We start from the raw sequence: 15,216 nt of genomic DNA on the forward strand, positions 1-15,216 counted from the left end.
GCTCCTTTAAAAATAATGAGTTAGATGTCTTTACAAAAAAATGACAATGCTGAACCAATAAAATCAGTCGCTAGTTAATTTAATAATTGTAATGTTCCTTTTAGGTGTGTAAATGAACCATCCTTTGCAGCAATATTGGTATAAACAGTCTTATGTTCAAAATCTTCGATATGTACCACATTAGTCATACTGGTAGGTTCATGCCAATACACCATATACACCTGCGGCCTAATTTCAATCGCTGTGTATTGAACATTATCGCGATCGCCTTTAAATTGTCCAGATAGACCTTCGAAAGACATATTTTTATTATCTTTGAAATTTAATTCAAATAGATTGTTGCCAAATTTAACCCGCATTTTTTTGCCGATTGCTGGGAAAGAACTGAGCGTTTTCCATGGCATTTCGCCGCTCAAAACTTTAGCGCTTAATTGTAAATTACCTTCTTCGGCAAGACCTGGATACAATTTTTTCATCGCTGCAATGATAGTTTGGCTATGTGGAGATTGGTGCAAAAACTGATCAAAATGTTGGATATAGTCTTGAGTAAACTGAAGCGATGAAGATGAAAAATCAGGAGGTTGATTTTTCATTAAAAAATGACCGGGTATGACGTTTTTAGGTGACAAGCTACGCATTTCTTCAAGCTTTTTTATCCAGTTTTGTCTTGATTGTTCACTTTGACTATCCGCTAACCAAACATGTATGCCATTTGATACTAATACCCCTCCGAGTATGGTTTTTATGGAAGGAATCCAAAGATAGGTATGATCAGGATCTTGTTTTAAACCTTGAATATAAATTTTATTCCCTTCAAGATCGAGATAATTTTCTTTGATGACTTCAGGAGTGATGAGTTTACTGGGTCTTTCTTTGAGTTTGCTTGCCCATAATGCTAGTTTTTGATCCTTGCTTGCATTAATTAAATAGGCGGTTTGTGGAGTGGATAAAATTTTAGCCTCAGGAAAGTTTTTCGCTAAGGTTTCTAGGCCAAAATAGTAATCAGGATCGCTATGGCTGATATAGATAATACTGAGTTTTTTGCCTGATTTTTTTATTAATGTAACTAGTTTCTCGGCATCATTTTTTTGAAACTGGGCATCGACAAGAATGGCTTCTTTATTACCTAGGATCAATGTCGAAGATACAGGAAACAAGGACGCGTTGCCTGGGTTATAGACTCTAAGCGTTAATTTGCTGGGCTCTGCAAAACTTAACGCAGAATATAAAATGATGAAGAGAGAAAAAAGTTTACACAGTTTTTTCAAGCGCATACCAGCAACCTCTACTTTCTGAGTAGCTTCAGTCTACAAAGGATTACAGAAAAAGTCCAAGTCCAGTTAAAAGTAATTTGACTTTAAAAATAAATTATTTTCATTTAAACTTCCAAAAATAATTTGTAATGGAGGCTTAAACAATGGAGGTCACATATGGAAGAACAGGATGTATTATTCTTAATGTCATTTTTAATTTTCTTGTTGAGAATTTATTTTGTCAATCATATATCAATTAATCCTAAATTAATGGATGAATTAGCTGTAACCCTAAACTCTCCTATGTTTGATAGGGATCGTGTGAAATCACTTGAAAGTAACGTATTGAAAAACCCAGCAATTATTAGGGATATGTGTGTATCGATATTGCTTTTAGGAATTTCAACAGGCTTATTTTTTAGAGCACTTATTACGCCCAGACGTGCTGTGCCCATTGCAAACCAAAATAGAGAAAATCCTGCTCAAGAAAATCCAATGCCACACGCGCAGCAAAATATAGGTGTACAGCAAGGACAGGAAAATAGAGCTACATTTTTCCAACCTGTTGCGGGTTCTGCGAATGCGGATTCGGCGAACGATTTTAATTCTAAAACTGATGATGGACCCAACAATAAAAAAACTCGATAATTTAAAACGTCATCAAATGCATGCTAAAAATTATCACTACGCTATAAAAAAGCTTGGATATACTGACGTAACCAACTTTATTTGCACTAGTATGTTGTCTATGATGCGACTAAATTTTCCTAGTATTTAGGAAAAATAAATTTGTACTTCAATGCTCAGTATCTTCTTATAGATAGTTTTATTTATATCGGATAATTTAAGCCATTTATAGTTTCATAAAATAAATAATAAATAAATTTTTTATATATAAATTTGATATATGACGATTTTCTGTGAGAGAATCTTTGCATGGCGATGGATGGGTTTCTTAGCATTGGACGAGCTTAACTATCCATCACAACTATTTACTTTCACTTTAAAAAAATCATGTCCAGTGCTTATCGATGTATTATTTCGCATACTTATCTGATTCCTTACCTATCATCGGCAGTACATGCCGGATTTCCTTCGCCGGCAGATGATTTTTTAGAGGGCCATCTCGATCTGAATGAGTATTTGATTCATCACCCGGCTGCCACTTACTACGTCCGAGTTAAAGGCGAATCGATGATTAATGCCGGTATTCATGATGGTGATCTATTAATTGTCGATCGTAGTTTAGAACCACGTGATAATAAAGTAGTGATTGCAGTTGTTGATGGTCAATTAACGGTAAAACGACTTAAAAAATTAAAAAATCAACAATTTGTTTTGATAGCAGAAAATCCAGATTTTCCAGCGATTGCATTGAATGAAGAAAATAATGTCAGTATCTGGGGAATTGTCACCAATGTTATTCATCCAGTGTAAGCATGTCTTACTTTGCGTTGGCGGATTGTAATAATTTTTATGTTTCTTGCGAACGAGTGTTTAACCCGGCCTTAGAAAAACAAGCTATTATTATTTTATCGAATAATGATGGCTGTATTATTTCACGTTCGAATGAAGCAAAAGCCTTAGGTATTCCCATGGGCGCACCCGTTTTTAAGTACCGCGAGCTGATACGACGCGGTCAGATTCAATGTTTTTCTTCGAATTACGCGCTTTATGGGGATATGTCGCAACGTGTCATGGATTCATTGCGGCGCTTATGTCCGGATATGGAAGTGTATTCCATTGATGAAGCTTTTTTAAAACTCGATCATTTTTCACACTATGATTTAAACACTTACTTAATAGATATTCGCCAAAAAATAAAACAATGGACAGGTATTCCTATTTCGATAGGCTTAGCGCCTAGTAAAACCTTAGCTAAAGTAGCCAATTTTTATGCGAAACGGCTTATTAAAACAGGCGTTTGTGATTTACGTTCGGTGCCGCACCGAGATTCGTTATTAAAGACGCTGCCCATAGAAGAGATTTGGGGAATTGGCCGCAAATTGACCGAAAAACTTCATCATTATTCGATTAAAACTGCTTTTGATTTACAACAGGCCAATCCAAAAATAATGCGTCGACGCTTCAGTGTGGTGGTTGAGCGTATTATTCTCGAGCTCAATGGCGTTTCGTGTCTTGGCTTAGAAAGTGTAGCAGCTAAAAAGCAGATTATGTGTTCGCGCTCGTTTGGACAGCCGATAACTAATCTGCACGACTTAAGCAGTGCGTTGAGTCGCTATACCGCGCGTGCTGCTTATAAATTAAGAGAGCAAGCTTGTAAAGCGCAAGCCATTTATGTGTTTATTACTACGAATAAGCATAAAATCAGCGATCGGCAATACATGAAGGGTTTAGCGTGCTCTTTAGTGACTGCGACGGATGATACACGCGTATTAATTACCGCGGCACAGCAGGTTTTAAAACAATTGTATAAAACCGGATTTAATTATAAAAAAACCGGAATTTTATTAATGGATATTATCCCAAGTCATCAACAATCCAATGATCTATTTATTCAGTCAACTTCACAACATTCTCTCGCATTAATGAAAGTATTGGATGAGACGAATAAGATTTTTGGTTCACATACGCTTTTTTTTGCAGCGGAAGGTGGTGCACAGACCTCTTGGGCGATGCGCGCTGGGCAGCGCTCGCCACGCTACACGACACATTGGCAAGAAATTGTACATGCAAAGACCTAATCAAGACTGGATCACAAATTGGATTTAATTTTTATTTTAGATCTTTGTATCTATCGATATGAACTGTCTTTAAATTTATAGGTGGAAAATTGGAATCAGAAGAATTATTTTTATCTAAATAATTTTTTATTTTTTTTATAAAATAATTCGTTTTTTTTAAATAAATTAATCATATTAAAATTAATTATTTTTTTATTCTTATTTGTAAATAAATGTTATACATGTTATTTTATTTAAGAATAGATTAAAAAAAGGAGTGATTTTATGAGCGAAACATTATGGATTACCATCCCAACTAATGAAGAAAATGAATTAAAAAATATTATTAGTTCAATTTCTAGTAAAAATTTACCTAATTTAAGTATTAATCAATTAATTGAAAAATTAGAAAATAATCAAGCCGCAGATTGGATAGCAGTACTGGCTCAGTATAATGCGATACCCTCTGTTAATAATATTGATACCTCAGAAATGTTGGATAGAGCTAGAAGTGTAAGGAATAAGTTTGCAGAGCGAGGTTTTCGGGACTTGCAAGTTCGACAATTTGAACCGCGTGAGTTGCTGAGTTTAGTTATTCTGTGTTATTCCAATCCGGTTTTAATTGGTTCTAAGTTATGTACAGCCTTAAATGATAATAATAACGAGAATGTAAAAAAGGAAATGCTTCAATTCTCGGCTTACAGAAAATCTGAAGATAGAGTGCTTCCTTCCCAAAGCAACTTACGTTTACTGGGTTCACGGCTTTTTTTCGATGACCCGAAAACTACATTGCCGAATAGTGTAAAAGATAGAGTAATTCTAGAAGCTATTCGAGATAAACGTATAGTTCGTATAGTGGACCAACGTAATGGCTTTGAAGAGCGTATAGATGGCTCTGCGAGAGCTAGGAATGAGGGGGTTCAGGAAATTACTCCTAGAAAAAAGCGAGACGGATCTGAAATAGATAGCCACCATATATGGCAAAGCCTAAAAGCGGAGTCTGGTATTGCTGGAAAAGACCATACACAATCTCAGTTAGCTATGCCTGCTTCTGCATCACAAATGGGTTATTCTGCCAATGGATCTGAACTCGTTACAGAAGCTTTACCTTTAAACTCATCAAATAAAGCAGCCCCCGGTGTAAATTTAAATCCAATGCTGATCATGGGAGTTACCGCACTTGCATTCGCTAAGCATATCCCTGTAATAAGCCCTGTTACACGAAACATGGTAAGGAGTGTAAAAGATATTTGTTCGAAAGCGATAGATTCAACAACTAGTTTTTTTTCGAGTGTGAAACCAATTCAGCCTAGTAAAGAAGAACGGTTAGAAGAACAACAACCCATTTTTAAAACGGGATGTAATTGAGTTTAATAAAAAAAGAGAAGTTATTTTTAACTTCTCTTTTTAGCTAAAGTTTTAATTATTATTCTTGATCAAGAAAGCTACGTAAAGGTTCTGAACGAGTAGGATGACGTAATTTACGTAAGGCCTTGGCTTCAATTTGTCGAATACGTTCACGTGTCACATCAAATTGTTTACCCACTTCTTCCAATGTGTGATCGGTATTCATATCAATACCAAAGCGCATGCGTAATACTTTTGCTTCACGCGGTGTGAGTGATGCCAGTACTCGCTGTGCAGTTTCGCGTAGGCCTTCGATAGTAGCGGCATCGATGGGCGACAGAGCAGTTGCATCTTCTATAAAATCACCTAAATGTGAATCACCATCTTCATCACCAATGGGTGTTTCCATTGAAATGGGTTCTTTAGCAATTTTAAGAATTTTACGGATTTTATCTTCCGGTAAACCCATTTTTTTGCTGAGATCTTCAGGAGAGGGTTCTTTACCGGTGGCTTGTAATATTTGTCGTGAAATGCGATTCAGCTTATTAATCGTTTCAATCATATGCACGGGGATACGAATTGTTCGTGCTTGATCGGCAATGGAGCGCGTGATGGCTTGTCGTATCCACCAGGTGGCATAGGTAGAAAATTTATAGCCACGACGATATTCAAATTTATCGACGGCTTTCATTAAACCAATATTACCTTCTTGAATTAAATCAAGAAATTGTAAACCACGGTTGGTATATTTTTTGGCGATAGAAATAACAAGTCGTAGATTGGCTTCAACCATTTCTTTTTTTGCACGGCGAGCTTTTGCTTCACCCGCAGACATTTGACGATTGATTTCTTTGATTTCACCAATTGTCATGCCAATTGTTTTTTCTAATTCACGCAACTTATTTTGTGCGGCAGTGACAGGAATATGCAAAGATTTTAAGGTTTGCGAATAACTCTTTTTAGCATTGATGTGTTTTTTGAGAAAATTTTCATTGGTCTCGTTTTTGGGAAAAGTGCTAATAAAAAGTTGGCGTGGCATTTTGGCTTCATTAATACATAAACGCATGATGACACGTTCTTGAATGCGAACTTTATCTAATAAGTCACGCATTTTGCGCGTCAATTTATCAAGTTGGCGTGGAATTAATTTAAATTTAGTAAACGCGTCGGCTAATAAGGCGGCTTGTTTTAAGGTTTTTTTATCGTGGCGACCGTATTTTTCTTGTGTCGTAATATAGGCTTCATAAAGTGTTTTTAATTCAGCAAAACGAGTATGTGCTAATTCTGGGTCGGGCCCGCCCTCCAGTTCGCCAAATCCTTCATCATCATCGGTTGCACTTTTGGCTTTGTTTTCATCGCTATCATCATCAGTCTCTTTATCATCGATACTTTTATCTTCACTAAAACCTTCATCATCTGTTTCCGCTTCAGGCGAAATATTTTTTCCGGGTGGCAATTCAAGTGGGATGGATAATTCTTCTAGATCGAGAAATCCACTAATAATGTCATTTAAACGGATTTCTTGTTGTTCATAACGCGTAAAATCGCTCAGTATATCGAAAACATTTTCTGGATATTGTGTGAGTGCAGAGAGTATCGCTTGTAAACCTTCTTCAATGCGTTTAGCAAGTTTAATTTCACCTTCGCGTGTGAGCAGTTCAACGGTGCCCATTTCACGCATATACATACGTACTGGATCCGTTGTCCGACCTAACTCGGCCGCAATATTACCTAAAATATTAGTGTTTTCTGAGCTGCTTTCTTCCTCTGATGAGTTGTTGGTTATGCTCGAAGAAAGCAAAGTTTCCATGTCGGGCGGAACTTCATAAACAGGTATGCCGATATCATTGAGCATCAAGATAATTTCATCGAGCTGCAGTTGCTCTTGCTCGGCTTCAGAGATAATATCTTCCAACAGATGGTCATTGATTTCAGCGTAAGTGACAAATCCTTGCTTTTTACCGTGTGCAATAAGCTCTCGTAAACGGGATTGTTGTTGTTCGAAATCCATAGCTGCGCTTGACCTCTTGGGAAAGTAATAATTTTATTATATACCTAATTAAGATAAACCTATAAACCTTTAACGTAGAAAAGGCAAGCCCTTTAAGGCAAAAAATATGCTAATACTCAGTTTAGGTACAAACTTGGGCGATAGTTTAAACAACCTACGCTTAGGGCTGCAATTATTACAAAAATCACGGAAGATTGCACCTTTACAAATTTCTCCACTTTATAGCTCATCAGCACTACTTCCTGCTTATGCACCTGTGGCTTGGAATAGACCTTTTTTAAATCTAGCAGTTGCCTGTGAAACAGATTTGTCTCCATTAGAGGTGTTGAAGCTTATTAAGCAAATTGAGCGCCAGCTTGGTAGAGAAGAAAACCAACGTTGGGCACCACGAATTATTGATATTGATATTTTAGCTTGGGATAATTGTGTGATTGATCAAATCGGGCTAAAAATCCCCCACACCGAATTATTATCTAGACCTTTTGCTTTATGGCCATTGTTGGATTTGTGGCCGGATTGGCAGCATCCCAGTTCTGAACTTACTGAACTATTAAAACGTTGGGGTTCACGTTATACCGGAGAGTTAGCACCCTGCGGGACCAAACAGCTTCCACATCGTTTAGAAGGAAGTGCCTTAGTTGGAATATTAAATATAACGCCTGATTCTTTTTCTGATGGAGGTAAATTTATAACCGTATCTAATGCACTGGCTCAAGCAGAAAAATTGGTGCGTGAGGGGGCAGAAGTGTTGGATATAGGAGCCGAATCGACACGGCCAGGTGCTACGCCGGTTTTACCAGAAACCGAGTGGGGGCTGTTAAAACCTGTTTTAACAGCATTAAAAGAACAGTGTAAACAATGGGCATTTAAACCAAAAATTAGTATCGATACGCGACATTCCATCGTAGCAGAAAAAGCGATGCAATTAGGTATTGATTGGATAAATGATGTGAGTGGGTTTGTTGATCCAAACATGCGCACATTGGCCGCAGGCAGCTCTGTGAAGTGTGTTGTTATGCACAATCTTGGTGTTCCGGCGCAAAAAAATGTCGTGTTGGCTTCACACCCTAATATTTGTGAGCAAATATTAGATTGGACAGAGCAACGTTTCGATGAATTACTTGATGCCGGTGTCGATGCAAACCAACTCATTTTTGATATTGGCATCGGTTTTGGTAAAACATCTCAACAATCTATTTTTTTGTTGAAAAATATTAAACAATTTCGACGTTTAAATTGTCCTATCTTGGTAGGGCATTCACGAAAATCTTTTCTAAATTTAATAACAGAAAAACCTTTTCCAGACAGAGACTTTGAAACCGCGATGGTGTCCTATCAATTAGCAGCGCAGGGTGTAAATTATTTGCGTGTTCACAATGTGGGTTTAAATTCAGAAGCTATTGCTATGGCAACACAACTTATTTCGAAGGATGAGTTAGTAACTGTATAGCAGAACTAAATCAATCATGGGTGCAAGAAAATTAATTTTCCCAGATAAGATCTAATTCTCGTACTGCTTTCACATCATCTAAACGTTGTAGACTTAAATTATGTGGCGCATTATTTAAATGCGTCGGATTTTCTTTTGCTTCGATAAGGATTTTTTTCATAGCCATTATAAATTGATCCAATTCCTGCTTTGACTCAGTTTCCGTAGGTTCTATCAATAAGCATTCAGGAACGAGTAAAGGAAAATAGGTTGTGGGTGCATGAAAACCAAAATCAAGCAAACGTTTACCCACATCCATCGCTGTAATGTTAAATTGTTTGGCTAAAGTTTTTAGCGTCAAAATAAATTCATGACTAGCACGTCGTTGTGGAAAAGCAGGAATATATCCAATTTGTTGTAATCGTTTAAGTAAATAATTGGCATTCAGCGTAGCGATTTCTGATACGCGCTTTAATCCTTCGCGCCCTAATAATCGAGCATAGACATAAGCGCGTAAAAGAATACCGGTATTTCCCATAAACGTAGATAAGCGACCAATACTTTGTGGTCGATCGGGTAGATCGAGCCATCGATAACAATTATTTTCGAAAATAACGGTTGGGATGGGTAAAAATGGTAGGAGACGTTTTCCAACAGCAACGGGTCCCGCACCAGGACCGCCGCCACCATGGGGTGTGGCAAAAGTTTTATGTAAGTTGAGGTGCATGACATCAAAGCCCATATCACCAGGCCGAACTTTACCTAATATCGCATTCAGGTTAGCGCCATCATAATAAAGTAAACCACCTGCTTGGTGGATAATGTGAGCAATCTGTTCAATTTGTCTTTCAAATATTCCTAAGGTTGAAGGATTAGTTAGCATGATTCCCGCAGTGTGAGGTCCAACTGCGGCTTGCAATGCAGCTAAATCTAAATCGCCTTCAAGATTAGTAGGGATTTCACGAACCTTATAACCACACATGACCGCAGAAGCAGGATTGGTACCATGGGCGGCATCTGGGATAAGAAATTCCGTTCTATCATGATCATTACGTGAGACATGATAGGCTTTGATCATGGCAACACCGGCAAATTCACCTTGAGCACCTGCCATAGGGGTTAAAGAAACGCCACACATCCCGGTTATATCTTCTAAAATCTTTTGAAATTCATACAAGCAACGTAAAGTGCCTTGGCAACTTTCTGCAGGCAACAAAGGATGTTGGTTAAGAAAAGCAGGCGATGATACCAAACGATGCACACCACGTGGATTGTACTTCATTGTACAAGATCCTAAGGGATAGAAATTCGTATCAATCGAAAAATTTTTTTGTGATAGACATGTAAAATGTCGTACCACTTGTAATTCAGAAACTTCAGGTAAAAAAATTTCTGTTTTTCTCAATAAATTTTCGGGTATACAAGAAAATTTATTCTGCGGTAAATTCGAAGGGATTTGCGCTTTTGCAGTACGGCCTGTTTGACTTAATTCAAAAATAAGCATAAAAATTTTTACGTTATACGGTAAGTAATGTGAATAATTCTTGTTGATATCTGGTTAGGTCATCATGGTTTTTAGTTTCAGTAACACAAATCAACAAAGCATGGCCTAATTCAGGATAAAAGGTTGACAGATCATATCCTCCGTGAATTCCTAATTTTGCTAAATCACGTAATAAGCCAGAAACTGGTTTAGGTAAACGAATAATAAACTCGTGAAAAAATGGAGTATTAAAAATTAATTTTACACCGGGTATTTGGGTTAATAGATCAGCGAGTTGCTGAGCATGGTAATGAGATGCTGACGCGACTTTTTGTAAACCCACAGGACCTAACAGACTCATGTAAATTGTTGCTGCTGTGACTAATAAACCTTGGTTAGTGCAAATATTCGAAGTCGCTTTAGCACGTCGTATGTGTTGTTCACGTGCTTGTAGTGTTAATGTAAATCCTGGCTTACCGTTTTTATCAACGGTGCGACCGACAATTCTGCCCGGCATTTGTCGCAACCATTCTTTTTTGCAACACATAAAGCCAAAGTAAGGTCCACCACCTGCAAGTGGCACACCCAGTGATTGTCCTTCACCGCATACAATATCAGCACCTTGCTTACCCCAACTTCCCGGCTCCTTAAGCAAAGCCAAACTAATGGGATTGGTGACAGCAATGACAAAAGCCTGTTTAGCATGTGCCCATTCAGTTAATTGATCAACTTCTTCTAAGCAACCAAAAAAATTAGGTTGAGGTATCACTAAAGCACAAATATCTTGTTGTTCGCAGTTTTCAAGTGTGGATAATAAAGTTTTACCCTGTTCTGGGCAGTAAGGAAGATCAATAAGCTCGATAGATTGTTGAGTAACAATAGCCTTTAAGGTTTGTCGATAATGAGGGTGTAAGCTACGTGGGATTAGTATTTTTGCAGATAATGTTTTTTTGTTGGCTCTAATCGCCATCAAAACCGCTTCAGCTAAAGCAGAAGCACCGTCATAAAGTGAAGCGTTGGAATAATCCATACCCGTTAGACTTGCCATCATGGTTTGATATTCATAGATCAATTGCAAGGTTCCTTGACTCGCTTCCGCTTGATAGGGCGTATAAGCCGTCATAAATTCACCACGACTCGTAATATCCCAAACTGCGGCTGGGATATGATGTTCGTAGGCACCCGCACCAATAAAACAAAGTCCTTTTCTATTTTCTTGACCACGTTGTTCTGTTATACGTGTCATTTCCATTTCAGTTAAACCTGAAGAAACATGATTTAATTCTGCATTTTTTAAATGAGATGGAATTTCATCAAAAAGATCATCGATGGCATGCACACCTAACATAGCCAGCATTTCTTGCACTTCGACTTCAGTGTGAGGAATGAATGGCATGTTAAGCCTCAACTAAAATTTGTTGTTGGTAAGTGACAAAGTCCAATAAATTTTCTAATTCACTTGCATCTGAAAACTGAAGTCGAAATAACCATCCTTGGTCGTAAGAGTCTAAGTTGATCAGTTGAGGCTTATCACTCAATGCTGTATTGATTTCAGTGACTACGCCAGAAAGAGGAGCATACACATCAGCAGCAGCTTTTACAGATTCTAAAACACAGGCTTCCTCACTTTTTTTAAAAATCTTTTTAATGACAGGTAATTCAACATAGACAATATCACCTAACAATTCTTGAGCATGCGCGGTAATTCCAATACAGACGATATTATTTTCTTCGATACGAACCCACTCATGAGTTGCTGTATATTTTAATAATTCGGATAGTTTTTTCATGATAGTCACTCTTTAAAAAATCAATTGCTTAAATAAAAGTTTTTTTTCCTTTTCGTATAAAGGGAGGTTTAATGATGCGTGCCTGATATTGTTTGGTGCCCATGATAACATCACAATAATTTTCGTTATGCGCGTAAGGTATTCTAGCAAAAGCAATAGAACTGCCTAACGTAGGAGAATAACTTCCACTAGTAATTTCACCCTCTCCTTCGGAAGTAATAATTTTTTGATGGTTACGTAAGATGCGACCTTTTTCTTCTAATACTAAACCCACTAATTTACGCGAAGGGTTTTCTAGTTGTTTGATTAGTGCCTGACGCCCCATAAAGTCTCGATCACTAGGATCCCAGGCAATTGTCCAAGCGAGGTTGGATTCTAAAGGAGTTGTTGTGACATCCATATCGGCGCCATGCAAATTTAATCCAGCTTCTAGACGCAAGGTATCGCGTGCACCTAATCCACATGGTTTGTTACCACACTCAATTAAACGTTGCCAGAAGCCTTCAGCTTCGTGTATCGGTAAGATCACCTCTAGGCCATCTTCACCGGTGTAACCTGTTCTTGCGATGCACCAATTATCGTGCTGAACACAATGGAAAGGTTTTAATTCTTTTATTAGAGATTGTTGATGTAAATCAAAAGCATTATTTGCTTTTAATATTGCATGAGGGCCTTGAATGGCAATAATTGCGAGATCGGTGCGTTCAAGGATAGAAATAGAAGAAAAATGTTGAGCTTGCTTTTTCATCCAATCGAGATCGGATAGTCGATTTCCAGCATTGATGACGATGCGATAAAGTTGTTTCGAAAGTTGATAAACGATTAAATCATCCAAAATTCCACCCACATTATTTAACATGCAGGTATATAAAGCTTTTCCTGGAATAAGACGTTGCGGATTATTTGCCAATAAAAAACTGAGATAATGAATTGCATTTTCCCCAGCAATATCGACGGCTAACATATGCGAAACATCAAATAAGCCGCTATCTTGTCTGACGACATGGTGCTCTTGTATTTGAGAGCCATAATGCAGAGGCATTAGCCAACCTGCAAAATTGACGAGTATTGCTCCGTTTTTTTTATGTTGTCCATGAAGAACTGTTTTATTTTCCATTGGTTTGCCATTTGCTAATTTTTCAATGCCCAATTATAACTTGTGGGCGATAAATTACTATAGTTCGAGAATAATCTTATATAAAATAGGGATTTCATGACTAGCACTAGGCAAAAGAATGGTTTAATCAGCTTTGCTAGATAATCATTTACCTGTCATTGCGAGCGCGAAACGCGCGGCAATATTTAGGAAATACGAAACTATGAACGGCCTTCATTACAATCGCTCGCCTAGGCGGTAATTTTTTATTAGTTGTTACAGAGAAATTAGTTCAGATGAGACAGAATCCCATCTAATTCTTCTAAACTATTATAATGGATGATAAGTTGACCCTTTCCTTTAGCTGTTTGTTTAAAATAAACTCTGGCACCTAATGTTTCTGATAATTTACGTTCGAGTTGCTGCACATCAGCATCAATTTTTAATGGGATGGTGATTTCCGGGTTAATATAAGCCTGATTTTGAACTAAACGTTCGGTTTCACGAACAGACAATTTATTTTTTATAATTTTTTCAGCAGCTTGAATTTGTAAGTTACCGGATAGACTTAACAAAGCTCTAGCATGACCCATTTCGAGTTGGCCTTGTTGCAATAAAAGCTTTACTTGCGGAGTTAAACCTAATAAGCGTAATAAATTCGTAATGGCAGTGCGTGAGCGACCTAAGGTTTTGGCAATTTCTTGATGTGTTAATTTGAATTCGTTAATAAGTCGTTGTATACCTTCCGCTTCTTCCAAGGGATTCAAATCTTGACGTTGAATATTTTCTATCAAAGAAATAGCCAGTGCCGTCTCATCTGAGATTACCTTGATTAATACAGGTACTTCATTGAGATTTGCGAGTTGAGCAGCGCGCCAACGACGTTCACCGGCAATAATTTCATAACAATTTTCGCCGATAAGACGTACCACGATAGGGTTGATTATGCCTTGTGTGCGAATTGAATTGGCTAGATCTTCTAATGCTTCTTTAGCAAATTCTCTTCTAGGTTGATAACGACCGGCTTGTAGCCATTCAATCGGTAAATAACGTAACTCTTCTTTGCGAGGATTAGCTGTTTGCACTAAATCTTCAAAAGGTTGTCCACTTAATAACATGTCAAGATTTCGACCTAAGCGCGATTTTTTCATCATATTACCTGTTCGACGGACGGAGATTTTTCATAATACGAACGTTTTTTTAAAAAAACGTTCGAGGGTATATCTGTAGGTGAGCCCACAAGTGGAATAGGGCATCCATCTCGTGTTAATACTTCCTTGGCTAAACTTAAATAGGCATGACTACCATTTGATTGGGGATCATACAATAAAGCCGGTTGTCCATGACTAGGTGCTTCTGCGAGTCGAATATTGCGAGGGATCAGTGTGGTATACATTTTATCTTTAAAATGCATAACTAATTCTTCGGAAACCTGTTTGGCTAGACTATTTCGGCCATCAAATAGTGTACGAAGTATGCCATGGATTTGTAAATGCGGATTGACCGTTGCGCGTAAACTCTGCAATGTATTCATCAAATTGCTTAAGCCTTCTAAAGCAAAATATTCACATTGTACAGGGATAATGACAAATTGAGCGGCTACTAAAGCATTAACAGTCAGTATATTTAAAGACGGCGGGCAATCTAGCAAAATATAGTCATAAGCTTCGATTAGTAAACTTAGCTTTTTTTTGAGTATATATTCACGTTGTTCTATTTTTAATAATTGAATTTCAGTCTGTGTTAAATCCCCAGAGCCAGGAATAAGTGTATAATTTGCTGGAGTAACGACGAGACTCTGTTCTATTGGAACTTCATCTAGAAGTACTTGTGCAATATGCGGGCTGAGATCTTTTTGTAAAAGACTGCCGGTGGTTGCATTGGCTTGAGGATCAAGGTCTATTAGCAGTGTTTTTTGTTCTAACAAAGCCATCGATGCAGCAAGGTTAATACACGTTGTGGTTTTCCCCACGCCCCCTTTTTGATTTACGATAGCGATAATTTTACCCATAAAAGCCCCATAATCTATCTTGACAAGTTTGGTATAGTATACTCGTCGCATTTGAATTTTGACTCGTTGCTGCTGATCGGCACAATCTCTTCACGGTATTTGTCAAAAATCC

At 37.7% G+C, this 15,216-nt stretch carries 13 protein-coding genes; 5 read left to right on the forward strand and 8 right to left on the reverse strand.

The features are described 5' to 3' along the window. Nucleotides 1–74 precede the first annotated feature (74 nt). Nucleotides 75–1,274, reverse strand: coding sequence for a MoaF-related domain-containing protein (locus AACL18_RS01500; protein ID WP_339050900.1), 1,200 nt, complete (start codon nt 1,272–1,274; stop codon nt 75–77). Between the two features lie 156 nt (nt 1,275–1,430). Between AACL18_RS01500 and AACL18_RS01505 the strand changes: the two genes are divergently transcribed. From AACL18_RS01505 to AACL18_RS01520, 4 genes are all read left to right on the forward strand, one after another. Continuing rightward, on the forward strand, nt 1,431–1,901 hold the full coding sequence (locus tag AACL18_RS01505; RefSeq protein WP_339050902.1) for a hypothetical protein: 471 nt from the start codon (nt 1,431–1,433) through the stop codon (nt 1,899–1,901). Between the two features lie 366 nt (nt 1,902–2,267). Then, a complete protein-coding gene (locus AACL18_RS01510; RefSeq protein ID WP_339050903.1) occupies nt 2,268–2,690 on the forward strand; it encodes a translesion error-prone DNA polymerase V autoproteolytic subunit in 423 nt (140 codons plus the stop codon). Between the two features lie 2 nt (nt 2,691–2,692). Then, nucleotides 2,693–3,958, forward strand: a complete 1,266-nt coding sequence (locus tag AACL18_RS01515; protein WP_339050904.1) for a Y-family DNA polymerase — start codon at nt 2,693–2,695, stop codon at nt 3,956–3,958. A gap of 264 nt (nt 3,959–4,222) precedes the next feature. Further along, a complete protein-coding gene (locus AACL18_RS01520; protein WP_339050905.1) occupies nt 4,223–5,305 on the forward strand; it encodes a hypothetical protein in 1,083 nt (360 codons plus the stop codon). A gap of 58 nt (nt 5,306–5,363) precedes the next feature. Here the strand turns inward: AACL18_RS01520 and rpoD are convergent, their stop codons facing one another. Beyond that, complete coding sequence (rpoD, locus tag AACL18_RS01525; RefSeq protein WP_339050906.1) at nt 5,364–7,295, reverse strand: RNA polymerase sigma factor RpoD; 1,932 nt, start codon at nt 7,293–7,295, stop codon at nt 5,364–5,366. A 106-nt stretch (nt 7,296–7,401) separates the two neighbouring features. On the opposite strand from rpoD, the gene folP reads away from it, so the two are divergent. Next, nucleotides 7,402–8,745 (forward strand): dihydropteroate synthase, encoded by a 1,344-nt coding sequence (gene folP, locus AACL18_RS01530; RefSeq protein WP_339050908.1) that lies wholly within the window; start codon nt 7,402–7,404, stop codon nt 8,743–8,745. Between the two features lie 31 nt (nt 8,746–8,776). Here the strand turns inward: folP and gcvPB are convergent, their stop codons facing one another. From gcvPB to AACL18_RS01560, 6 genes are all read right to left on the reverse strand, one after another. After that, on the reverse strand, nt 8,777–10,228 hold the full coding sequence (gene gcvPB / locus AACL18_RS01535) for an aminomethyl-transferring glycine dehydrogenase subunit GcvPB (protein WP_339050910.1): 1,452 nt from the start codon (nt 10,226–10,228) through the stop codon (nt 8,777–8,779). 13 nt (nt 10,229–10,241) lie between these two features. Next, nucleotides 10,242–11,603, reverse strand: a complete 1,362-nt coding sequence (gene gcvPA / locus AACL18_RS01540) for an aminomethyl-transferring glycine dehydrogenase subunit GcvPA (RefSeq protein WP_339050912.1) — start codon at nt 11,601–11,603, stop codon at nt 10,242–10,244. A 1-nt stretch (nt 11,604) separates the two neighbouring features. Then, nucleotides 11,605–11,997, reverse strand: a complete 393-nt coding sequence (gene gcvH / locus AACL18_RS01545; RefSeq protein ID WP_339050914.1) for a glycine cleavage system protein GcvH — start codon at nt 11,995–11,997, stop codon at nt 11,605–11,607. Between the two features lie 28 nt (nt 11,998–12,025). After that, on the reverse strand, nt 12,026–13,114 hold the full coding sequence (gene gcvT, locus AACL18_RS01550) for a glycine cleavage system aminomethyltransferase GcvT (RefSeq protein WP_339050916.1): 1,089 nt from the start codon (nt 13,112–13,114) through the stop codon (nt 12,026–12,028). Between the two features lie 266 nt (nt 13,115–13,380). After that, on the reverse strand, nt 13,381–14,247 hold the full coding sequence (locus AACL18_RS01555; RefSeq protein WP_339050919.1) for a ParB/RepB/Spo0J family partition protein: 867 nt from the start codon (nt 14,245–14,247) through the stop codon (nt 13,381–13,383). Further along, complete coding sequence (locus AACL18_RS01560) at nt 14,244–15,104, reverse strand: ParA family protein (RefSeq protein WP_339050921.1); 861 nt, start codon at nt 15,102–15,104, stop codon at nt 14,244–14,246. Before AACL18_RS01560 ends, AACL18_RS01555 begins: the two co-directional genes overlap by 4 nt. Nucleotides 15,105–15,216 lie beyond the last annotated feature (112 nt).

This window comes from Rickettsiella endosymbiont of Xylota segnis, assembly GCF_964019545.1.
Classification (GTDB): Bacteria; Pseudomonadota; Gammaproteobacteria; order Diplorickettsiales; family Diplorickettsiaceae; genus Aquirickettsiella.

Coding starts and splice junctions, on each gene's coding strand:
- gcvPB (WP_339050910.1), bottom strand. CDS start 10,228: ATGCTTATTTTTGAATTAAGTCAAACAGGCCGTACTGCAAAAGCGCAA.
- gcvH (WP_339050914.1), bottom strand. CDS start 11,997: ATGAAAAAACTATCCGAATTATTAAAATATACAGCAACTCATGAGTGG.
- gcvPA (WP_339050912.1), bottom strand. CDS start 11,603: ATGCCATTCATTCCTCACACTGAAGTCGAAGTGCAAGAAATGCTGGCT.
- AACL18_RS01515 (WP_339050904.1), top strand. CDS start 2,693: ATGTCTTACTTTGCGTTGGCGGATTGTAATAATTTTTATGTTTCTTGC.
- rpoD (WP_339050906.1), bottom strand. CDS start 7,295: ATGGATTTCGAACAACAACAATCCCGTTTACGAGAGCTTATTGCACAC.
- AACL18_RS01505 (WP_339050902.1), top strand. CDS start 1,431: ATGGAAGAACAGGATGTATTATTCTTAATGTCATTTTTAATTTTCTTG.
- AACL18_RS01555 (WP_339050919.1), bottom strand. CDS start 14,247: ATGATGAAAAAATCGCGCTTAGGTCGAAATCTTGACATGTTATTAAGT.
- gcvT (WP_339050916.1), bottom strand. CDS start 13,114: ATGGAAAATAAAACAGTTCTTCATGGACAACATAAAAAAAACGGAGCA.
- folP (WP_339050908.1), top strand. CDS start 7,402: ATGCTAATACTCAGTTTAGGTACAAACTTGGGCGATAGTTTAAACAAC.
- AACL18_RS01510 (WP_339050903.1), top strand. CDS start 2,268: ATGTCCAGTGCTTATCGATGTATTATTTCGCATACTTATCTGATTCCT.
- AACL18_RS01560 (WP_339050921.1), bottom strand. CDS start 15,104: ATGGGTAAAATTATCGCTATCGTAAATCAAAAAGGGGGCGTGGGGAAA.
- AACL18_RS01500 (WP_339050900.1), bottom strand. CDS start 1,274: ATGCGCTTGAAAAAACTGTGTAAACTTTTTTCTCTCTTCATCATTTTA.
- AACL18_RS01520 (WP_339050905.1), top strand. CDS start 4,223: ATGAGCGAAACATTATGGATTACCATCCCAACTAATGAAGAAAATGAA.